The sequence below is a fragment of the Pseudomonas sp. ArH3a genome (assembly GCF_022648765.1).
Lineage (GTDB): Bacteria > Pseudomonadota > Gammaproteobacteria > Pseudomonadales > Pseudomonadaceae > Aquipseudomonas.
In genome coordinates this window covers 1,073,535-1,091,691 of the sequence record NZ_CP080330.1, presented here as the reverse complement: position 1 = coordinate 1,091,691, position 18,157 = coordinate 1,073,535, and the positions used below count along the sequence as shown (strand labels likewise).

Genomic DNA, 18,157 nt, shown 5'->3' with positions numbered 1-18,157 from the left:
CGTTCGACCCCACCGACACCCGCACCGCCAGGCCCAACGCCCCGCCGATCTGCTGCCTGGCAGACGTACGCGGGTAAGGCTTACAGCTGACGCCCAACAATGGGCTCGCCGATGCTGAGGAAATTGCCGCCGGCGATATGGTGCAAGGTGCGTAACTCATCATGCCCTTCAAAGTGCCAGTGCCCTTCGCTGAACACGCGCTCGTCGGCATAGGCGGCCACGACTTCGCCGAGGAATAAATCGTAGGCCTGTTGGTTGTGGGGCTCGGGCAGCAGGCGGCATTCCAGCCAGGCGACACAACCTTCCAGCAGCGGCGCTTCGGTGTGTTCACCGTTGAACGTCTGCAGGCCGTAGGCGGCGAATTTGTCGGTGTCTGAGCCCGTGGTGTTGCCGACGGTCTGCACCAGATCGGCCTGGGCCACACAAGGCACTTGGAGCACGAAGGTGCCGGCGCCTTCCAGCAGTTGGCGGGTCCAGGTGGCCTTGTCCAGCACCACGGCGACTTTCGGCGGTTCAAAATCCAGCGGCATCGCCCAGGCAGCGGCCATGATATTGCGCTTGCCGTCGTGGGCCGCGCTCACCAACACGGTCGGCCCGTGATTGAGCAAGCGGTAAGCCTTGGACAACGGAACGGGGAGAAGGTGGGTAGGGCTCATGGAGGGGCGGCTCTTCAAGCAAGAAAAAACCTACGATACCTCAAGCGCAAGTCCCACGGGTTAGGTCGACAGCTGATTTGCGAATTGTCCTACCGCACTGACCACCTTTTTTGCACCGTCCTGGATCTCGACAATCACCGTGCCCGCCTCGGCCGCCAGCGCTAAACCTTGCTCGGCCTGCTCGCGGCCTTCAGTCATCAAGGACACCGCATCGCGGGCCATGTCCTGGTTCTGACGCACCACACCGACGATTTCCTCGGTGGCCTTGCTGGTACGCGAGGCCAATTGACGAACTTCATCAGCCACCACCGCAAAGCCACGGCCCTGCTCACCGGCACGTGCTGCTTCGATGGCCGCATTGAGTGCCAGCAGGTTGGTTTGCTCGGCGATGCCGCTGATGGTCTTGACGATGGTGCCGATCACTTGGGACTGCGCGTTCAGCGCCTCGATGCCATCACCGGCCTGTTGCATGTGCTTGGCCAGATCACGCATCACATCCACCGCCTGGGTCACGACGGTGCTGCCGCGCTGGGCACTGTCGTCGGTTTGCAGCGAGGTGCTGTAGGCGATGTTGGCGGCCTCGGCCACCGCTTGCTCTTGATTGACTTGATCGGTGATCACCGTGGCGAACTTGACCACTTTGTACAACCGTTCATTGGCATCCAGCACCGGGTTGTAGGTCGCCTCCAGCCACACCACACGGCCATGGCTGTCGACCCGTTTGAAGCGCGCGGCAACAAACTCACCGGCATTCAAACGTTTCCAGAAGTGCTGATACTCCGGGCTGTTGTATTCCTGTGGCTCGCAGAACATACGGTGATGTTTGCCCTGGATTTGCGCCAGGCTGTAACCCATGCCGCTCAGGAACCGGTCATTGGCGGTCAGCACATGCCCGCCGAGGTCGAACTCGATGACCGCGGTGGAACGCACCAGCGCGGTGATCAGGTTTTCGTGCTCGCGCGACGCCTCGATGGTGCGAGTGAGGTCGCTGGAATAAATCGAAAAATGTTTGATGCACCCGTCCGAGTTGCGCACCGGCTGCAGGATCGAACGCAGCCACGCTTCCTTGCCGTTGCCACGCATCAGGCGCACGGTGCCGGCGAAGTGTTCGCCCCGCACCAGGGCATTCTTGAAGCGCCGCTGGAATTCGTCCTGACGCAGATATGCGGGCACCAGCTCATCAATGTGGCGCCCCAGTATGTTTGTAGCCTGGTACGACAGTTCTTGCAGGAAGTTGGCGTTCGCCCACTCCACCCGGCCTTCGGCGTCCAGCGTCAGGCACAGCATTTCGCTTTCCAGGCTCTCCTTGACCTGCTGCAAGCTGGACAACTCTTCACGAAGAGCCGACAGCTCCTGCTTCAAACGGGTGTTGAACATGGGGCACCGATGGTCATATTGGGAGAGGATTCTCACCTGCATCGGCGCTGCCGGCGTTTTCTGAAGCGCTTTTTTGCGCCGCCCCCAACTGTTTTTTGGCCCGATCAACCACCGTTGTTTCGGCAGATGCCCATCACTTGATACTCAAGGGTATTGAGCTTGCCGCTGGAGTCTTCATAGGTCATGCGCGACGGCACCGGGTTGCACGAGCGGATCGGCGGTGTGACGTTGACCACGTTGGCAATGTCCAGCTTCATGCCATAGCGGTAGGCCTGTACCTCGGGCATCGGTTTGCCCTTTTTCTCGGCGTAGGCCGCCATGGCTTTTTCATTGCGCTCCATCATCAGGGCAAAGGTGCGATCACCCCCGCCTTCGGCCAACGCGCCAAATGACAAGACTGCCGTTAATACACCCAAGCCAATTTTATAAGCGTTCATAACAGGTTCCTCGATTGAAAAGTTCAGTAACGAGACTAATCAACCAACCCTGTCGCCATGTTCACTGAAACATTACTTATCTGTTAGGTGGTCGCGAGCTGCCAGAATTGTAATGTTCACGCAACGAGTTCGTTATCTGCGGTTTGCAACTATCAGCCTGGGCCAAATCAATAAGAACGCCCGATCCTATAAAAAGCTGAAAACTGCCGACACCCAGGAGCGAAACATGAGTATTGCTTACTACACCCTACCCTTTTCACTGATTGCCGCACTGCCTCTGGCCGCCGTGGCCGTGGAAGACAAACCCGAAGGTTTTATCGAAGGCAGCAGCGTGAGCGTGCTGGCGCGCAATTTTTACTTCAACCGTGATGACCGCAAGGGCCAGTCCAGCCCCACCGGCAATGGCTATTCCGAAGCCTGGGCGCAGGGCTTGATCGGCAAATTCGAATCGGGTTTTACCCAAGGTACCGTGGGGTTCGGCCTGGATGCGTTTGCCATGTATGGCCTGAAACTTGACTCGGGCACCGGCCGCAGCGGCGGTAAGGGCTCGTTCGGCGTGTTGCCGGTGGACAGCGACAACCGCCCCGAAAGCAGCTACAGCAAATTCGGCGGCGCGGCGAAATTACGCGTGCTGGACACCGTCATCAAGGCCGGCGACGTATTCCCCGCCACCCCCGTGGTGGCAGCCGGCGACTCGCGCTTGTTGCCGGAAAGCTTTCGCGGCGTCACCGCGCAAAATACCAGCCTTGAGGGCCTGAGCCTGCAAGGCGGACGCCTGAGCGGCATGAGCCAACCCAGTGAAAGTGGCATGAACAAAGGCTTTGCGACCTTCTATGCGGGCAAGGTCGACTCGCCGTGGATCGGCTATCTAGGCGGTGAATATGCCGTCAATAAACACCTTACAGTCAGCCTGTACAGCAGCCGTTTGAAGGACGCGTGGGACCAATACTACTTCGGCAGCGCCGCCAATTACCCGTTGACCGACGACGTCTCATTGTTCGGCGACTTCAACTATTACAAGGCCGTGGACGAAGGCAAAAAACGGCTGGGTGAGTTCGACAACAACATCTGGAGCGCCAGGCTTGGGGTAAAGGTCGGCGCCCACAGCGTGGCCGTGTCGCACCAGCGCAACAACGGCGATGACGACTTCGATTACTTGCGCCAATCGGACTCGATCTTCCTCAACAACTCGATCCAGTACAGCGACTTCAACTCGCCCAAGGAGCGCTCGTGGATGGCCCGTTACGACCTGGACATGCAGGCGTTCGGCATTCCCGGCCTATCATTCATGACCCGCTACGCCAAAGGCTCCGGCGCCGATTACAGCAACGCCAACTCGGTGTATATGCGCCGCGATTCGGCGGGCAACCCGCTGACGGACCAACGCCGCTGGGAACGCAACGTCGAGGCCAAGTACGTGGTGCAAAGTGGCAGCCTGAAGGATTTGTCGTTGCGCTTGCGCCAAGCCACCGTGCGCTCCAGTACTTTCGAGTCGGACTTGGAGGAAGTGCGCTTGATTGCCGAATACCCACTGGTGGCACTCTGAATAATCACCACGGTGAGTGCTTACATTCGTTCGCCCTTAACTAACATTTGCTCACAAATGCACAAGTAACAAGACTGTAATATTAGCCTCAGCTTCCCGTTAAGTTGAACGCCTATACTCGCGTCAACTTATGTGCACCGAGCAACATTCGTCTCTGAAGCTTTTTTGGAGCTCCTTTGGAAAGAGATGAATTTTTAACGCCCCTCGGGGCGTTTTTTTTTGCGCACCGGCACTGCGTTGCGACCGATGGTCGCAGTTGACCCTGAAGCTACTTCACCGTTCAGACTTTCCCTACTCCCAAAGCACCCGATTCCATAAGGAAATGGAGCCCTTCTTTCACCTAAAAAAGGTAAATACCCCATGCGTATCCTTGTCGTTGAGGACGAGCAAAAAACCGCCGACTACCTGCAGCAAGGCCTGAACGAAAGTGGCTATGTGGTCGACTGCGCGTCCAATGGCATCGATGGCTTGCACCTGGCAGGGCAGCACGCCTATGAGCTGGTCATTCTCGACGTCAACCTGCCGGGCAAGGATGGCTGGGAAGTGCTGGAGCAATTGCGCCGCAACGGCAGCCAACGCGTGATGATGCTGACTGCCCGTGGCCGGCTCGCCGACAAGATCAAGGGCCTGGACATGGGCGCCGATGATTACCTGGTCAAACCCTTCGAGTTTCCCGAATTGCTCGCGCGGGTGCGCACCCTGTTGCGGCGCAGCGAGCATATCCCACAGCCGGACGTGTTCCGTGTGCTGGACCTGGAACTGGACCCGCGTCGCCATCGCGCGTACCGCGGCAGTCGGCGTATCGACCTGACCACCAAGGAGTTCGCGCTGCTGCAGGTGCTGATGCGCCAGACCGGCGAAGTGCTGACCCGCACGCAGATTATTTCGCTGGTGTGGGACATGAACTTCGACTGCGACACCAACGTGGTGGAGGTTTCCATCAGCCGCCTGCGCGCCAAGGTGGATGACCAGAGTGAGGTCAAGCTGATCCACACCATTCGCGGTGTGGGTTATGTGCTGGAGGCACGGCAATGAAAGTCAGCAGTTTGTCGATGCGCCTGGGGCTGACGGTCAGCCTGATGGGCGCAGGCCTGGTGCTGTTGCTGGCAACCCTGGCGTACCTGGCCCTGACCCACGAGCTGGAAAAACTGGCGCGCAAAGGCCTGGAAAGCAAGATGGAACAGATCCAGCACAGCCTGTCACAGGGCCTCAACGCCAGCGGCATCCGCGCCCGCCCGCACTCGCTGATGGACCTGGTGATCGGCCATGACAATTTCTACCTGACCATTGTCGGCACGGCCCCCGATAACAGCGTGTTACTGAGCGCCGGCGCCAAGCCTCAGGAACCGTTGCTGACCGACTTCACGCCGCGTGAAACTCTCGGTTACCTCAACTGGGCCGACAGCGATGGCAACCAAGTACTCAGCGCTTCCAGCCTAATGCGCCTGGCCAGCGGCGAACGCGTGCGCGTTTTGCTGTCCCTGGACCGCAGGGACGACCAGGCACTGCTCAGTGCCTACCTGCGCGCCACGGTGATCGCGTTGCCGATGCTCTTGATATTGATCGGCATGGGCGCCTGGTGGCTGGTGCAGCGCGGGCTGGCGCCGCTGAAGCAGTTCAGCCGAGTGGCGGCCAAAGTCACCACGCAGGACCTGACCCATCGCCTGTCCGTCGACAACCTGCCGCACGAACTGGGCGAGCTGGCGCAAGGCTTCAACGTGATGCTCGACCGCCTGGACGCCGGGGTGCAGCAGCTGTCGCAATTCTCCGATGACCTCGCCCACGAACTGCGCGCGCCGCTGACCAACCTGATGGGCAAGGCCCAGGTGACGCTGTCGCGCGAACGCCCGCCGGAGGCCTACAAAGCGGTGCTGGAATCCAACACCGAAGAGCTGGAGCGCCTGGCGCGTATCGTTTCCGACATGTTGTTTCTGGCCCAAGTCAGCCACCCGGCGGCGCGAGCTTCGTTTACTGCCGTGTCGCTGACGGCTGAGGCAAACCGGGTGATGGACTTGTTCGCCCTGAGTGCCGAAGACAAACAGCTGACCCTGACCCTCAGCGGCGAGGCCCAAGTACACGGCGATCGCCTGATGATTCAACGTGCCCTCTCCAACCTGCTGTCCAACGCCATCCGCCATAGCCCATCGGGCGCGCATATTTCGTTGCTGGTGGAGGCTTACGACAACAACGTTTCGTTGTCCGTCAGCAACCCAGGCTCGGGGATCGAAGCGCAACACCTGCCGTACCTGTTCGAGCGTTTTTACCGTGTCGACAGCAGCCGCGCACGCACTGAGGGCGGCACCGGCCTGGGCCTGGCGATCGTACGGTCGATCATGACCCTGCACCAAGGGCAGGCTGATGTGCGCAGCCTGCCCGGTGGCTTTACCTTGTTCCGCCTGGTGTTTCCTCAAGTCTAAGCCGCCTCTAGGCTGAGCCTGATCGGTGTGGCAAGCGCACCTGTTGTGGCGAGCGGGCTTGCCACAACAGCCCCGCTCGCCACAGCAAGTCCATTCAACACAGCAAGCCCGCTCACCAGCTACTCGTCATTCCTCCTTGCGATGCGCCCACTGATACAACGCCGGCAGCACCAGCAAGGTCAGCAACGTGGAAGAAATAATCCCGCCAATCACCACCGTCGCCAACGGGCGCTGCACCTCGGCGCCGGTGCCGGTGGCCAGGGCCATTGGGATAAACCCCAGGGACGCCACCAGCGCCGTCATCAGTACCGGGCGCAAACGGGTGAGCGCGCCTTCGTTGATCGCCACCGACAATGAGCGCCCTTCCTCGCGCAGGTTGCGGATGAAGGCAATCATCACCAGCCCGTTCAACACCGCCACACCCGACAACGCGATAAAGCCCACCCCCGCCGAGATCGACAATGGAATATCGCGCAACCACAGCGCCATGATCCCACCGGTCAACGCGAACGGAATCCCGGTAAACACCAGCAGCCCGTCCTTGAGGTTGTTGAACATCATAAACAGCAGCCCGAACACCAGCAGCAACGCCACCGGCACCACGATGCGCAAACGTTCGGAGGCTTCCTTCAACTGTTCGAACTGGCCGCCCCATGTCGTCCAGTAACCCGCCGGCACCTTCACCTGGCTGCTGATGGCCGTCTCGGCCTCATCAACAAACGAACCGATATCCCGCCCGCGCACGTTGGCGCTGACGATCACCAGACGCTTGCCATTCTCGCGACTGATCTGGTTCGGCCCGAGTACCAAATCCAAACTGGCAACCTGGGACAAGGCGATAAAACCCAACTGCCCCGACGCGTTACTGGCCAGCGCCGGTACCGGGATCAACAGCCGTGATAGCCCGTCGATATCGGTACGCAACGCGTCGGACAAACGCACAACCATGTCGAAGCGGCGGTCACCTTCGTACAACGTACCGGCCTGGCGCCCACCGACAGCGACGGCAATGGTGTCCTGCACATCGCCCACATTCAGGCCGAAACGCGCGGCCTTGTCGCGGTCAATATTGATCGTCAGTACCGGCAGCCCGGAAGTCTGTTCCACCTTCACTTCCGAGGCGCCCTCAAGCTTTTGCAGGGTCTCGGCGATTTCCCCGGCGGTCTTGTTGAGCACCGCCATGTCGTCGCCAAACACCTTCACCGCCACATCACTGCGCACCCCAGAAATCAGCTCGTTGAAACGCAGTTGGATCGGTTGCGACAGTTCATACGCACTGCCCGGCACAATCGCACTGGCGCGCTGGATATCTTCGATCAGCGCTTCACGAGATTTCTTCGGGTCCGGCCATTGGTCCTTCGGCTTGAGCATCACATAGCTGTCGGAAATATTCGGCGGCATAGGGTCGGAAGCGATTTCCGCGGTGCCGGTACGCGCGAAGACCCGTTCGATTTCCGGCACCTGAGCCATCAAGGTTTTTTCCAGCTGCTGCTGCATCTGCACCGATTGCGTCAGGCTGGTGCCCGGCACACGCAAGGCTTGCTGGGCGAAGTCACCTTCACTGAGGCTGGGGATAAATTCGCTGCCCATGCGGCTGGCCACCACGCCCGAGGCGACGATGGTCAGCACCGCCAAGCCAAACACCAGAGGGCGGCGCGCCATCACCCAATCCAGCACCGGCGCATAGACCCGACGTGCCGTGCGCATCACCAGGTTTTCTTCTTCCTTGACCTTGCCAGTGACGAACAGCGCGATCGCGGCTGGCACGAACGTCACCGACAGAATCATCGCGCCGAGCAGGGCAATCACCACGGTAAAGGCCATGGGGTGGAACATCTTCCCAGCCACACCCGTGAGGGCGAAGATCGGCAGGTACACCACCATGATGATCAGTTGCCCGTAGATCAAAGCCCGTCGAGCCTCCTTGGCGGCCGCGAACACTTCGTGCAGGCGTTCGCTGCGGGTCAGCAGGCGGCCATGGCGCTGCTGCGCATGGGCCAGTCGGCGGATGGCGTTTTCGACGATCACCACCGCGCCGTCGACAATAATGCCGAAGTCCAGCGCGCCAAGGCTCATCAGGTTGGCGCTGACTTTGTTGGTGAACATTCCGGTAAACGTGAACAGCATCGCCAGCGGGATCACCATCGCAGTGATCAACGCCGCGCGGATGTTGCCCAGGAACAGGAACAGCACGGCGACGACCAGCAGCGCACCTTCGAAGAGGTTTTTCTTCACGGTGGCGATGGCTTTTTCCACCAGGTTGGTGCGGTCGTAGACGGTGACGGCCACCACGCCTTGGGGCAGCGAACGGTTGATCTCTTCCAGTTTTTTCGCCACCGCCTGGGACACGGTACGGCTGTTTTCACCGATCAACATAAACACCGTGCCCAGCACCACTTCACGGCCATTTTCCGTGGCGGCACCGGTACGCAGCTCACGACCGATTTCGACGTGCGCCACATTGCGCACGCGAATCGGCGTGCCATCCGAGGTGGTGATGACGATATTGGCGATGTCATCGATGGACGCCACTTGCCCCGGAGCGCGGATCAACAGTTGCTCGCCGCTGCGCTCGATGTAACCGGCGCCGACGTTGGCGTTATTACGCTCCAGCGAAGTGACCAAATCGGTCAACGTCAGGTTGTAGGCCGCCAGACGCTTGGGGTCCGGGGCGATCTGGTATTCCTTGGCAAAGCCGCCGATGGTGTTGATCTCGGCCACGCCCGGCACATTGCGCAGTTGCGGCTTGATGATCCAATCCTGGATCACCCGCAGGTCGGTCGGTGTGTAAGGCGTACCGTCTTCTTTGAGTGCACCGTCTTCGGCTTCGACGGTCCATAGGAAAATCTCCCCGAGACCGGTGGAAATCGGCCCCATCGCGGTTTCGATGCCGGTGGGCAATTGTTCGCGGGCCACTTGCAGGCGCTCGTTGACCAATTGGCGGGCAAAGAACAGGTCGGTGCCGTCTTTGAAGATCACCGTGACCTGGGACAAGCCGGAGCGCGACAACGAGCGCGTCTGCTGCAAACCCGGCAAGCCGGCCATGGCGGTTTCAATCGGAAAGGTGATGCGCTGTTCGGTCTCCAGCGGCGAAAACCCGGCCGCCGCCGAGTTGATCTGCACCTGCACATTGGTGATGTCGGGCACTGCGTCGATGGGCAACTTCTGATAGCTGGCGATGCCGACACCGGCCATCAACAGCACCGCCAGCAGCACGATGATGCGCTGTTCGATGGCGAATTGGATAAGGCGCTCAAACATGGGAAATCACTCGCAGGATCAATGGGCGTGCTCGGCCGAGCCTTTACCCAGTTCGGACTTGAGGATGAAGCTGCCTTCGGTCGCCACTTGCGCCCCGACGTCGAGGCCTTTGCGTACTTCGACATAGCCGTTTTCACTCACGCCCAGTTCGAGGTGGCGGGTGATGAAACCGTCCGCAGTGCGCACAAACACCGAAGGTTTGTCCTCGACGGTCTGGATCGCGGTTTGCGGCACGGTGACCTTGGCCTGGTAGGTGTCGGTGGCCAATTGCACGGTGACAAACAGCCCGGGGCGCCAGGCGTCGTCGGGGTTGGGCACGGTCACGCGCACGGTGGCGGTACGCGTCTGCTCGCCGAGCAGGTTGCCGACGTAGGCCACGGTGCCTTGTACTTCAGTGCCCATTTCCGTGGAGGTGACTTTCACCGGTTTACCGACGCGCACCTTGTTCAAGTCCTTGGGAAACACGCCGAAGGTGACCCACACCTGGGACAAATCCGAGAGCGTGAAGGCATTGCTGGTTTCGCCCACCACCTCACCGACGCCCAGGTGTTTTTCCACCACCACACCGGCGAATGGCGCACGCAGCTCATAGCGATTGCCGCCCGCCAGAACGGCACTGCCGCTGAGCGCCGTCATCTTCTGACGAGCGTTGTTCAAGGCGATTTCAGCTTCCTGCAAGGTCTGGCGCGCCAGCAGGTAATCTTGCTCGGCGGAGATCTCGTCCTTCCACAGTTGGCGCTCGCGCTGGAAAGTGGTGCGTGCCAGTTCGACACGACGCTCACTGGCCGCCAGCTCGCTGCGTTGATCAGAAATCTGCTGGCTGGAGATCACCGCCAATAGTTCGCCTTTCTTCACCGACTGGCCGAGGTTGACCTTGACCTCCTCCACCACACCGGCCGCACGCGGGACGATGTGCGAGGTACGGTCCTCGTCAAAACGCACTTCGCCCGGCAGCGTCAGCAGGGTGCTGATCGCGCGGGGTTGGGACTGGGCGAGTTGGATACCGGCAGCCTGGATCTGCTGCTCAGTGAGTTCGAGTTTGCCTTCTTCTTCCTCTTCGGCATGGGCAAAACCAGACAGCATCAGGCCCAGGGCGACGGCAAGCGCCACACCGTGTTTATGCTTCATAAAAGACTCCAGAAAAAATCAAAACCGGGCGAGGTCGCCGTAAATCCGTTCGATGCGTACCCAGGCGTCAGTCGCCTGGGCGGTCGCCGTGAGGTATTGGGTGCGGGCTGCGATCAAGGTGCGCTGGGCGTCGAGCACGTCGAGGAAGTTGAACTTGCCCATCTCGAAGCCACGAGTGGCGCTGTCCACCGCGCTTTGGGCGGCGGGCAGGATTTGTTGGTTGAACGTGCGCACTTCAGTGTTGGCGGTTTGCCACAGGTCCAGGGCCTGACGGGTTTCGGTGCGCAGGCGCAGCTCAACGGCATTGCGCAGGTCGCGGGCCTGATCGGCGCGGCGGCTGGCGGCGAGCACGTTGCCCTGGTTGCGGTTGAACAGCGGGATCGGCATCGACACGCCCACCAGGTTCACCCGCTCACGCACGCTGGCGTCGTACTGGCTGCCGATCGACACATCGAGGTCAGGAATGCGCTGGGCTTTTTCCAGGCCCACGCTGGCTTCGCTCTGGATAATCTGCATGTCGGCCAGGCGCAGTTCGGTGGTTTGCTCAAGTCGCGCCAGCAATTGTGCGGAGGCCGGCAAGGGCGGTGCGGATTGGCTTTGAGTGGCCACGGCCTGGAAGTCGGGGGTGGCGCTGCCGGTGCTGGCGGCAAGGCGGCGATAGGCATCGCTCAGGCCGACCTGCGCGCGGTTCAACTCCAGGCGGATCTCCGACAGCTGCACCTGCGCGCGCGTGGCTTCCACCGGCGATGACTTGCCGGCGGTGACGCGGCCCTTGGCGACCACTAGGCCGCGCTCGGCAAGCGCCATCGAGCGTTGCGCCAGGTCGAGGCGTTCCTGGGCTCGCAGCGCGCCGTAATAGCTGTCGATCACATCGGCGCGCAGGCCATTGCGACGCTGCTCAAGGGTCAGCGCGGCGGCATCCTGGGCACGTGTCGCCACGTCAATCCGCGCACCGCGCTTGCCGCCCAGTTCCAGGGTTTGGCTGAGTTTAATCGTGGTGGTGCGCGTGTTGCGGCGCGTGTCTTCGGCATCCCATGAGGCTACCGGGTTGGGGATCAAGCCAGCCTGTTGGCGACCGCCTTGGGCAATCTCGATTTCCCATTGCGCGGCAGCCAGGTCGGGGTTGTTGGCGAAGGCAGCTTGCAGGGCTGCATCAAGCGTGAGGGTTTGCGCCTGAGCAGCACTGGCTGCCACCCACAACGCAGTCGCCCCTAACAGTGTTCTAACGGCCAACAGTGTTCTAACGGAAAGTGCCATAACGAGAGTTCCAGGCCCAGAAAGTCGCTGAGGTTTCCCAGCGAGGGCAATGTAACTTTCGGTACTTATCAGGGCGGTGGGCGGAACATTACAAATCTGTTAGCCGGGATCAGGCATGCACGTCGTCATGTTCATCGTGCTCAAACCCCTCGCCTTCCACCTGCAACGTGACGTGGGAAATATCGAATTGTTCGTGCAGCAACTCCGTCACCAGCGTGAGGATTTGTTGTTCGGTGCCCAGCGCCGAGTCCGCCACCAAGTGCGCACTCAGCACATTCTTGCCACTGGTCAGGGCCCAGATATGCAGGTCGTGCACGTCCTTGACCCCAGGCACGTTGCGGATGCCCTGCTCGACCTGATCAATATCAATGCCGTCGGGCACGCCTTGCAGCAGCACGTTCATGCTTTCCTTCAGCAAGATCCAGGTGCGTGGTAATACCCAGAAACCAATCCCTGCCGCCACCAAGGAATCGACCCAGCCCCAACCGGTGAGCATGATCACCAGCGCCGCGATGATCACGCCAATGGAGCCGAGCATGTCGCTCCACACTTCCAGGTAGGCGCCTTTGACGTTGAGACTTTCGCCGCTGCCGGCACTGAGCAGGCGCATCGAAATCAAGTTGATGATCAGCCCCAACACCGCGATCACCAGCATGCCGGTGGACTGGATTTCAGGCGGCGCCTGCAGCCGTTGATAGGCCTCATACAGAATGTAAAAGGCCACGGCAAACAGCAGCAGCGCATTGAACGACGCCGCCAGAATTTCGAAACGCGCATACCCGAAGGTGCGCTTACGGTCAGCGGCGCGCTTGGCCATCTGGATGGCAACCAGGGAAATCGCCATCGCCAGGGTGTCCGTCATCATGTGGGCCGCGTCGGACAACAGCGCCAGGCTGCCGGTGACGAAGGCGCCGATGACCTCGGCGATCATAAAACTCCCGGTTAAGCCGAGCGCCATCCACAACTTGCGTTCGTGACCTGCGCGTACCTGGGCGTGATTGTGTCCGGCGCTCATGTGATGTCCTCGTCATAACGGAATGGGCTGATCATAGGGCCATAAAACCATAGCACCGGCACGCCTTGCGAAATTGTCATTCAGCTGTCAGCCAAGCGTTAACCAGGCTCGCACCAAAACTGCGCAATAGCGCTGTGGCACGGTTCTATCAGGTATGCTTTTCGGACAGGAAACAAAAAGAAACAAATTAGCCAACCTGTTCGATAAGGAGCCCCGTTTTGGAGTTATCGACTGCCGCGTGGATGGTTCACGACACCCGCCTTATGTTCTGCGTGCTGCTGGCGATCGTCAGCATCATTGTGTTGATCAGCGCGACCAAGCTGCCGCCGTTCCTGTCGATTCTGATCGGTACGTTTATCGCCGGTGTCGGCGCCGGGTTGCCCCCGGAAGAAGTCGCCAAAGCCTTCAGCAAAGGCGCCGGGGCGATCCTCGGTGAAGCCGGGATCATCATCGCCCTGGGCTCGATGCTCGGTGCGTTGATGGCCGAATCCGGCGCGGCCGACCGCATTGCCACCACCCTGCTCGGGCTGGGCAAAGGCAAGTCGCTGCCCTGGGTAATGGCGCTGGTCGCCATGGTGATCGGCCTGCCGCTGTTCTTCGAAGTCGGCTTGGTGATGATGGTGCCGATCATCTTCGTGATGGCCAAACGCTCGAACCAACCACTGCTGAAAATCGCGATCCCGGCGCTGGCCGGCATGACCACCCTGCACGCCCTGATGCCACCGCATCCGGGCCCGCTGATTGCGGTGAGCGCGCTGCACGCCGACCTGGGCCTGACTATGCTGCTGGGCTTTTGCCTGGCGGTGCCGGCGGTGATTCTCGCGGGCCCGCTCTACGGCAACTGGCTGTCCAAACGCCTGCACGTGGATGAACCGGCCGACATCGGCGCGCTGTTCAGCGCACCGCCCAAGGCGCCACGCCAGCCGAGTTTCGGGGTGTCGTTGCTGATCATCTTGCTGCCGGTGATTCTGATGCTCGGCAGCACCTTGGCCAAGGTTGCGATGTCGCCGGAAAACCCGGTGGCATTGACCTTGAAATTCCTCGGTGAGCCGCTGATCGCACTTGGCCTGGCCGTCATCGCCGCTGTGATCTGCCTGGGCTGGGCCGCCGGTATGCCACGCAGCGACGTCGGCAACACCCTGCGCAAAGCCCTCGCGCCTATCGCCGTGCTGCTGTTGACCATCGGTGCCGGCGGCGGCCTCAAGCAAACCCTGCTGGACGCCGGCGTCAGCCAGACTATCAGCAAGGTCGCCGAAGGCGCACACATGCCCTACTTGCTGCTGGCATGGTTGATCGCCGTGGCCCTGCGCCAGGCCACCGGCTCGGCGACCGTTGCTACCACTACCACGGCGGGCATTCTCGCACCGATGATGGCGGGTTTGGCGGCGACCCAGAGTTCATTGGTAGCGCTGGCGATTGGCGCCGGCTCGGTGTTCTTCTGCCACGTCAACGACGCCGGGTTCTGGATGGTGCGGGAGTACTTTGGCTTGCAGCTGAAGCAGACGATCTGGGTGTGGTCGGTGTTGCAGACCATCGTTTCCGTCGTCGGCTTGGTGGGTACGTTGGTGCTGTGGCACTTTCTGACTTAAACCTCAGGAGGCCAAGGTGTGGCGCTTACCAAAAATCGCCACACTCGCCACCCCCACCGCGCCCATCACCACGCAATAGCCCACGCAAATCCACGGGCTGGTAGGCATCAGCGCAATCAACAGCAGCGGCGTAGTACTCGCCCACAACGCGTAGGCAATGTTGTAGGTGAAGGAAATTCCCGACACCCGCACCTGCGCCGGGAATAGGCCGACCATCACCGACGGCACCGCGCCCACTACGCCGCAACTCAAGCCCGCCACGGCATATGCCGCGCCCAGCCATACGCCGCCGTTGATCAGGCTGGCGTACAGCACCGCAATGCCCACCGGCAGCAACAAGCTGTAGACCTGCACCGCGCGCCAGGCGCCGATGCGGTCCACCAGCAGGCCGGCCAGGACACAGCCGATATTCAGGAAGACGATGCCCAATGCGCTCAAGGCGAAGGTGTGGCTGGGGCTCATGCCGAAGGTTTTTTGCATCATGGTTGGGGTGATGACCACCAGCACCACCACCGCCGAGGTGAGCACGCAGGTGAGGATCATCGCCGGCAGCAACACGGCGCGATGGTCGCGCAGCACGGTGCGCAGAGGCAGTTCGGCGGCGGCCTGGCGACGCGCCTGCATTTCGAGGAACACCGGGGTTTCGTTGAGCCAGCGGCGCAGCCACACGCCGATCACGCCGAACACACCACCGAGCAGGAACGGGAAGCGCCAGGCGTAATCGAGGATTTCAGCGGGGGTGAAAACTTGCGCCAGCAGGGTGGCAGTCAATGCGCCGAGCAGGTAGCCGAAGGTCAGGCCGGCCTGCAGGAAGCCCAGGGCATAGCCGCGATGCTGGGTTGGCGCGTGTTCGGCGACGAAGGTCCAGGCGCTGGGCACCTCGCCGCCCACTGCCGCGCCTTGCAGCACGCGCAGCACCAGCAGGATCAATGGGGCGAAATAACCGATTTGCGCGTAGGTCGGCATGATCCCGATCAGCAGGCAGGGCAAGGCCATCATCAGGATGCTCAGGCTGAACACGCGTTTGCGCCCCAGGTGATCGGCGAAGTGCGCCATCAAAATGCCGCCCAGCGGACGCGCCAGGTAGCCGGTGACGAAGATGCCGAAGCTTTGCAGCAGGCGCAGCCACTCGGGCATTTCTGGCGGGAAAAACAGCTGGCTGAGGGTCAGCGCAAAGAATACGAAGATGATGAAGTCGTAGATTTCCAGGGCGCCGCCGAGGGCGGCCAGGCCCAGGGTTTTGTAGTCGGAGCGGGAAAAACGCTGCGCCTGTGGAGAAAAGGTGGCAGTCATGTGGAGGCTCGGCAGACAAACAAAATGGCGTGCAGGTTATGAGCTGAGCCCAATGATGGCAATCACGACAGATATATTTGTTTTCCTCATGGATCGATGAAAATAACTGCATTCCCATATCAATGGCCGTAGCGGAACATGCCGTAAAACTGCCAACACCATAATAAATACAAGAGGAAAGACTCGTGGCCGATGCTATCGAAGAAAGCCGCTATGCCCGATTTGCCCTGCGTTGTTCCAATTTCGCCGAACGCTGGTTTCCTGACTCCTGGGTGTTTGCCGCCCTTGCGGTGATCATCGTCGCCGTGGCGACCCTGGGCATGGGCGCCGCGCCGACCGAAGCCGCCAAAGCCTTTGGTGATGGGTTCTGGAGCCTGATCCCGTTCACCATGCAGATGGCCTTTGTGGTGATCGGCGGTTATGTGGTGGCCAGCTCACCGCCTGCGGTGAAACTGATCGACCGCCTGGCACGCATCCCGAAGAACGGCCGTTCGGCCGTGGCCTGGGTGGCGCTGATCTCGATGGTTGCCTCCCTGCTCAACTGGGGCTTGTCCTTGGTGTTCGGCGGTTTGCTGGTGCGCGCACTGGCCCGTCGCACGGATTTGCGCATGGATTACCGCGCGGCCGGTGCTGCCGCCTACCTGGGCCTGGGCGCGGTGTGGGCGCTGGGGCTGTCGTCGTCGGCCGCGCAATTGCAGGCCAACCCGGCCAGCTTGCCGCCGTCGATTCTGTCGATTACAGGGGTGATTCCATTCACCGATACCATCTTTCTATGGCAATCCGGGGTGATGTTGCTGGCGCTGATCGTGGTGTCGCTGATCATCGCCTACGCTACCGCGCCGGGGCCGAACAGCGCCCGTGATGCAAAAGCCTGCGGCGTCGACCCGGCCTTTAACCTGCCCAAGATTCAAGCACCAACCCGCCCGGGCGAATGGCTGGAACACAGCCCGCTGTTGACCATTTTGCTGGCCCTGCTGGCGGCCGGCTGGCTGTTCCATGAGTTTTCAACCAAGCCGGCAATCAGCGCCATCTCGGGGCTGAACACCTACAACTTCCTGTTCATCATGGTCGGTGCGCTGCTGCACTGGCGCCCACGCAGCTTTCTGGATGCGGTAGCGCGCGCCGTGCCGACCACCACCGGCGTGCTGATCCAGTTTCCGCTGTACGGCTCGATCGCCGCGTTGATGACCGTGGTCAAGGGCGGCGACGGCCAGACCCTGGCGCACCACATTTCGACCTTCTTCACGTCCATCGCCTCCCACGACACCTACGCGCTATTAATGGGCGTGTACTCGGCGGTGCTGGGCTTCTTTATTCCGTCGGGCGGCGGCAAGTGGATCATCGAAGCACCTTACGTAATGCAAGTGGCCAACGACCTGCAATACCACCTAGGCTGGGCGGTGCAAATCTACAACGCAGCTGAGGCGCTGCCGAACCTGATCAACCCGTTCTATATGCTGCCGCTGCTGGGCGTGTTGGGGCTCAAGGCGCGGGACTTGATCGGTTTTTCGTTTGTGCAGTTGCTGGTGCACACGCCGTTGGTGTTGTTCCTGCTGTGGGCGTTGGGGACGACGTTGAAGTATTTGCCGCCCGTCATGCCCTGACGCGGTCAGTGTGGGAGCGGCGGTGTGACTGGCTCGCTCCCACATTATTAACGACAAGCCGCAAGCTGCCGTTCTGATGCAATGTGTGGGGTTCGTCCCACTCTGTGTGTCGACAACGCCTGACTTCTATCGCCAGCGCCTTTGATTAACCTGACTCGGATTACCACTCACCAATCGCCAAGGAAAATCCGATGACGCCCCTGTCCAAATCACTGGAAGAGTTGATCAATGATATTTATAAGGACGACAACGTATCGGTCGTTGAGTACACAACCCTGCGAGACGATGCCGATCGGCGCATGGCTGCCGTGATCAAAGAGTTTGGTCTGCATAACAACGTGACAGCCTTCCAAAAAGCCATGGATGTCGCCATGCAACTGCTGCAGACCAGTGTCATCGATGCGAAGAAAGCCAGGTTGACCGATACCGGCGAAGCCATCGTCAAGGATGCGGTGACGGCCCAGGTTGAGTACTTGCGCGCGGGTAGCCAATTGGCGCTGCGCCTGTTGTAATCGCCCGATTCATTTCGCTGTCTTCGTTCGGTCATATTCGGTTGCTACCGTCCTGGCGAAACATC

Annotated in this window: 14 protein-coding genes; 6 read left to right on the top strand and 8 right to left on the bottom strand. The window is 60.7% G+C overall.

The window, feature by feature from the left end; genetic code table 11:
- Positions 1-80 precede the first annotated feature (80 nt).
- The 3 genes from K0P33_RS04735 to K0P33_RS04725 all read right to left on the bottom strand — a co-directional run bounded on the left by K0P33_RS04735 (position 81) and on the right by K0P33_RS04725 (position 2,470).
- On the bottom strand, positions 81-656 hold the full coding sequence (locus K0P33_RS04735; RefSeq protein ID WP_094948862.1) for a flavin reductase family protein: 576 nt from the start codon (positions 654-656) through the stop codon (positions 81-83).
- 60 nt (positions 657-716) lie between these two features.
- Complete coding sequence (locus K0P33_RS04730; RefSeq protein ID WP_094948861.1) at positions 717-2,033, bottom strand: PAS domain-containing methyl-accepting chemotaxis protein; 1,317 nt, start codon at positions 2,031-2,033, stop codon at positions 717-719.
- A 104-nt stretch (positions 2,034-2,137) separates the two neighbouring features.
- Positions 2,138-2,470: a DUF2790 domain-containing protein gene (locus K0P33_RS04725; RefSeq protein ID WP_094948860.1), complete on the bottom strand. Its 333-nt coding sequence runs from the start codon at positions 2,468-2,470 to the stop codon at positions 2,138-2,140.
- A 226-nt stretch (positions 2,471-2,696) separates the two neighbouring features.
- On the opposite strand from K0P33_RS04725, the gene K0P33_RS04720 reads away from it, so the two are divergent.
- The 3 genes from K0P33_RS04720 (at position 2,697) to K0P33_RS04710 (ending at position 6,433) form a co-directional block, all read left to right on the top strand.
- Positions 2,697-4,016, top strand: a complete 1,320-nt coding sequence (locus K0P33_RS04720) for an OprD family porin (protein ID WP_094948978.1) — start codon at positions 2,697-2,699, stop codon at positions 4,014-4,016.
- A gap of 360 nt (positions 4,017-4,376) precedes the next feature.
- Positions 4,377-5,051, top strand: coding sequence for a heavy metal response regulator transcription factor (locus tag K0P33_RS04715; RefSeq protein ID WP_094948859.1), 675 nt, complete (start codon positions 4,377-4,379; stop codon positions 5,049-5,051).
- On the top strand, positions 5,048-6,433 hold the full coding sequence (locus K0P33_RS04710; protein ID WP_094948858.1) for a heavy metal sensor histidine kinase: 1,386 nt from the start codon (positions 5,048-5,050) through the stop codon (positions 6,431-6,433). The genes K0P33_RS04715 and K0P33_RS04710 overlap by 4 nt, the downstream gene beginning before the upstream one ends.
- 126 nt (positions 6,434-6,559) lie before the next feature.
- On the opposite strand, the gene K0P33_RS04705 is transcribed toward K0P33_RS04710, so the two are convergent.
- From K0P33_RS04705 to K0P33_RS04690, 4 genes are all read right to left on the bottom strand, one after another.
- Positions 6,560-9,694, bottom strand: a complete 3,135-nt coding sequence (locus tag K0P33_RS04705; RefSeq protein ID WP_242154238.1) for a CusA/CzcA family heavy metal efflux RND transporter — start codon at positions 9,692-9,694, stop codon at positions 6,560-6,562.
- A gap of 18 nt (positions 9,695-9,712) precedes the next feature.
- Positions 9,713-10,822 (bottom strand): efflux RND transporter periplasmic adaptor subunit, encoded by a 1,110-nt coding sequence (locus K0P33_RS04700; RefSeq protein ID WP_242154236.1) that lies wholly within the window; start codon positions 10,820-10,822, stop codon positions 9,713-9,715.
- A gap of 18 nt (positions 10,823-10,840) precedes the next feature.
- Complete coding sequence (locus tag K0P33_RS04695; RefSeq protein WP_094948856.1) at positions 10,841-12,079, bottom strand: TolC family protein; 1,239 nt, start codon at positions 12,077-12,079, stop codon at positions 10,841-10,843.
- Positions 12,080-12,188: 109 nt separating this feature from the next.
- Positions 12,189-13,094, bottom strand: a complete 906-nt coding sequence (locus tag K0P33_RS04690) for a cation diffusion facilitator family transporter (protein ID WP_094948855.1) — start codon at positions 13,092-13,094, stop codon at positions 12,189-12,191.
- 218 nt (positions 13,095-13,312) lie between these two features.
- On the opposite strand from K0P33_RS04690, the gene K0P33_RS04685 reads away from it, so the two are divergent.
- Complete coding sequence (locus K0P33_RS04685; protein WP_094948854.1) at positions 13,313-14,683, top strand: gluconate:H+ symporter; 1,371 nt, start codon at positions 13,313-13,315, stop codon at positions 14,681-14,683.
- Positions 14,684-14,686: 3 nt separating this feature from the next.
- Here the strand turns inward: K0P33_RS04685 and K0P33_RS04680 are convergent, their stop codons facing one another.
- Positions 14,687-15,976 carry an MFS transporter gene (locus K0P33_RS04680; protein WP_094948853.1) on the bottom strand — a complete coding sequence of 430 codons (1,290 nt, stop codon included), beginning with the start codon at positions 15,974-15,976 and terminating at the stop codon, positions 14,687-14,689.
- A 185-nt stretch (positions 15,977-16,161) separates the two neighbouring features.
- On the opposite strand from K0P33_RS04680, the gene K0P33_RS04675 reads away from it, so the two are divergent.
- On the top strand, positions 16,162-17,580 hold the full coding sequence (locus tag K0P33_RS04675; protein WP_221293829.1) for a TIGR00366 family protein: 1,419 nt from the start codon (positions 16,162-16,164) through the stop codon (positions 17,578-17,580).
- Positions 17,581-17,771: 191 nt separating this feature from the next.
- The gene (locus K0P33_RS04670; RefSeq protein ID WP_094948851.1) at positions 17,772-18,092 is read left to right on the top strand and encodes a hypothetical protein; all 321 of its coding nucleotides are present in this window, start codon (positions 17,772-17,774) and stop codon (positions 18,090-18,092) included.
- Positions 18,093-18,157 lie beyond the last annotated feature (65 nt).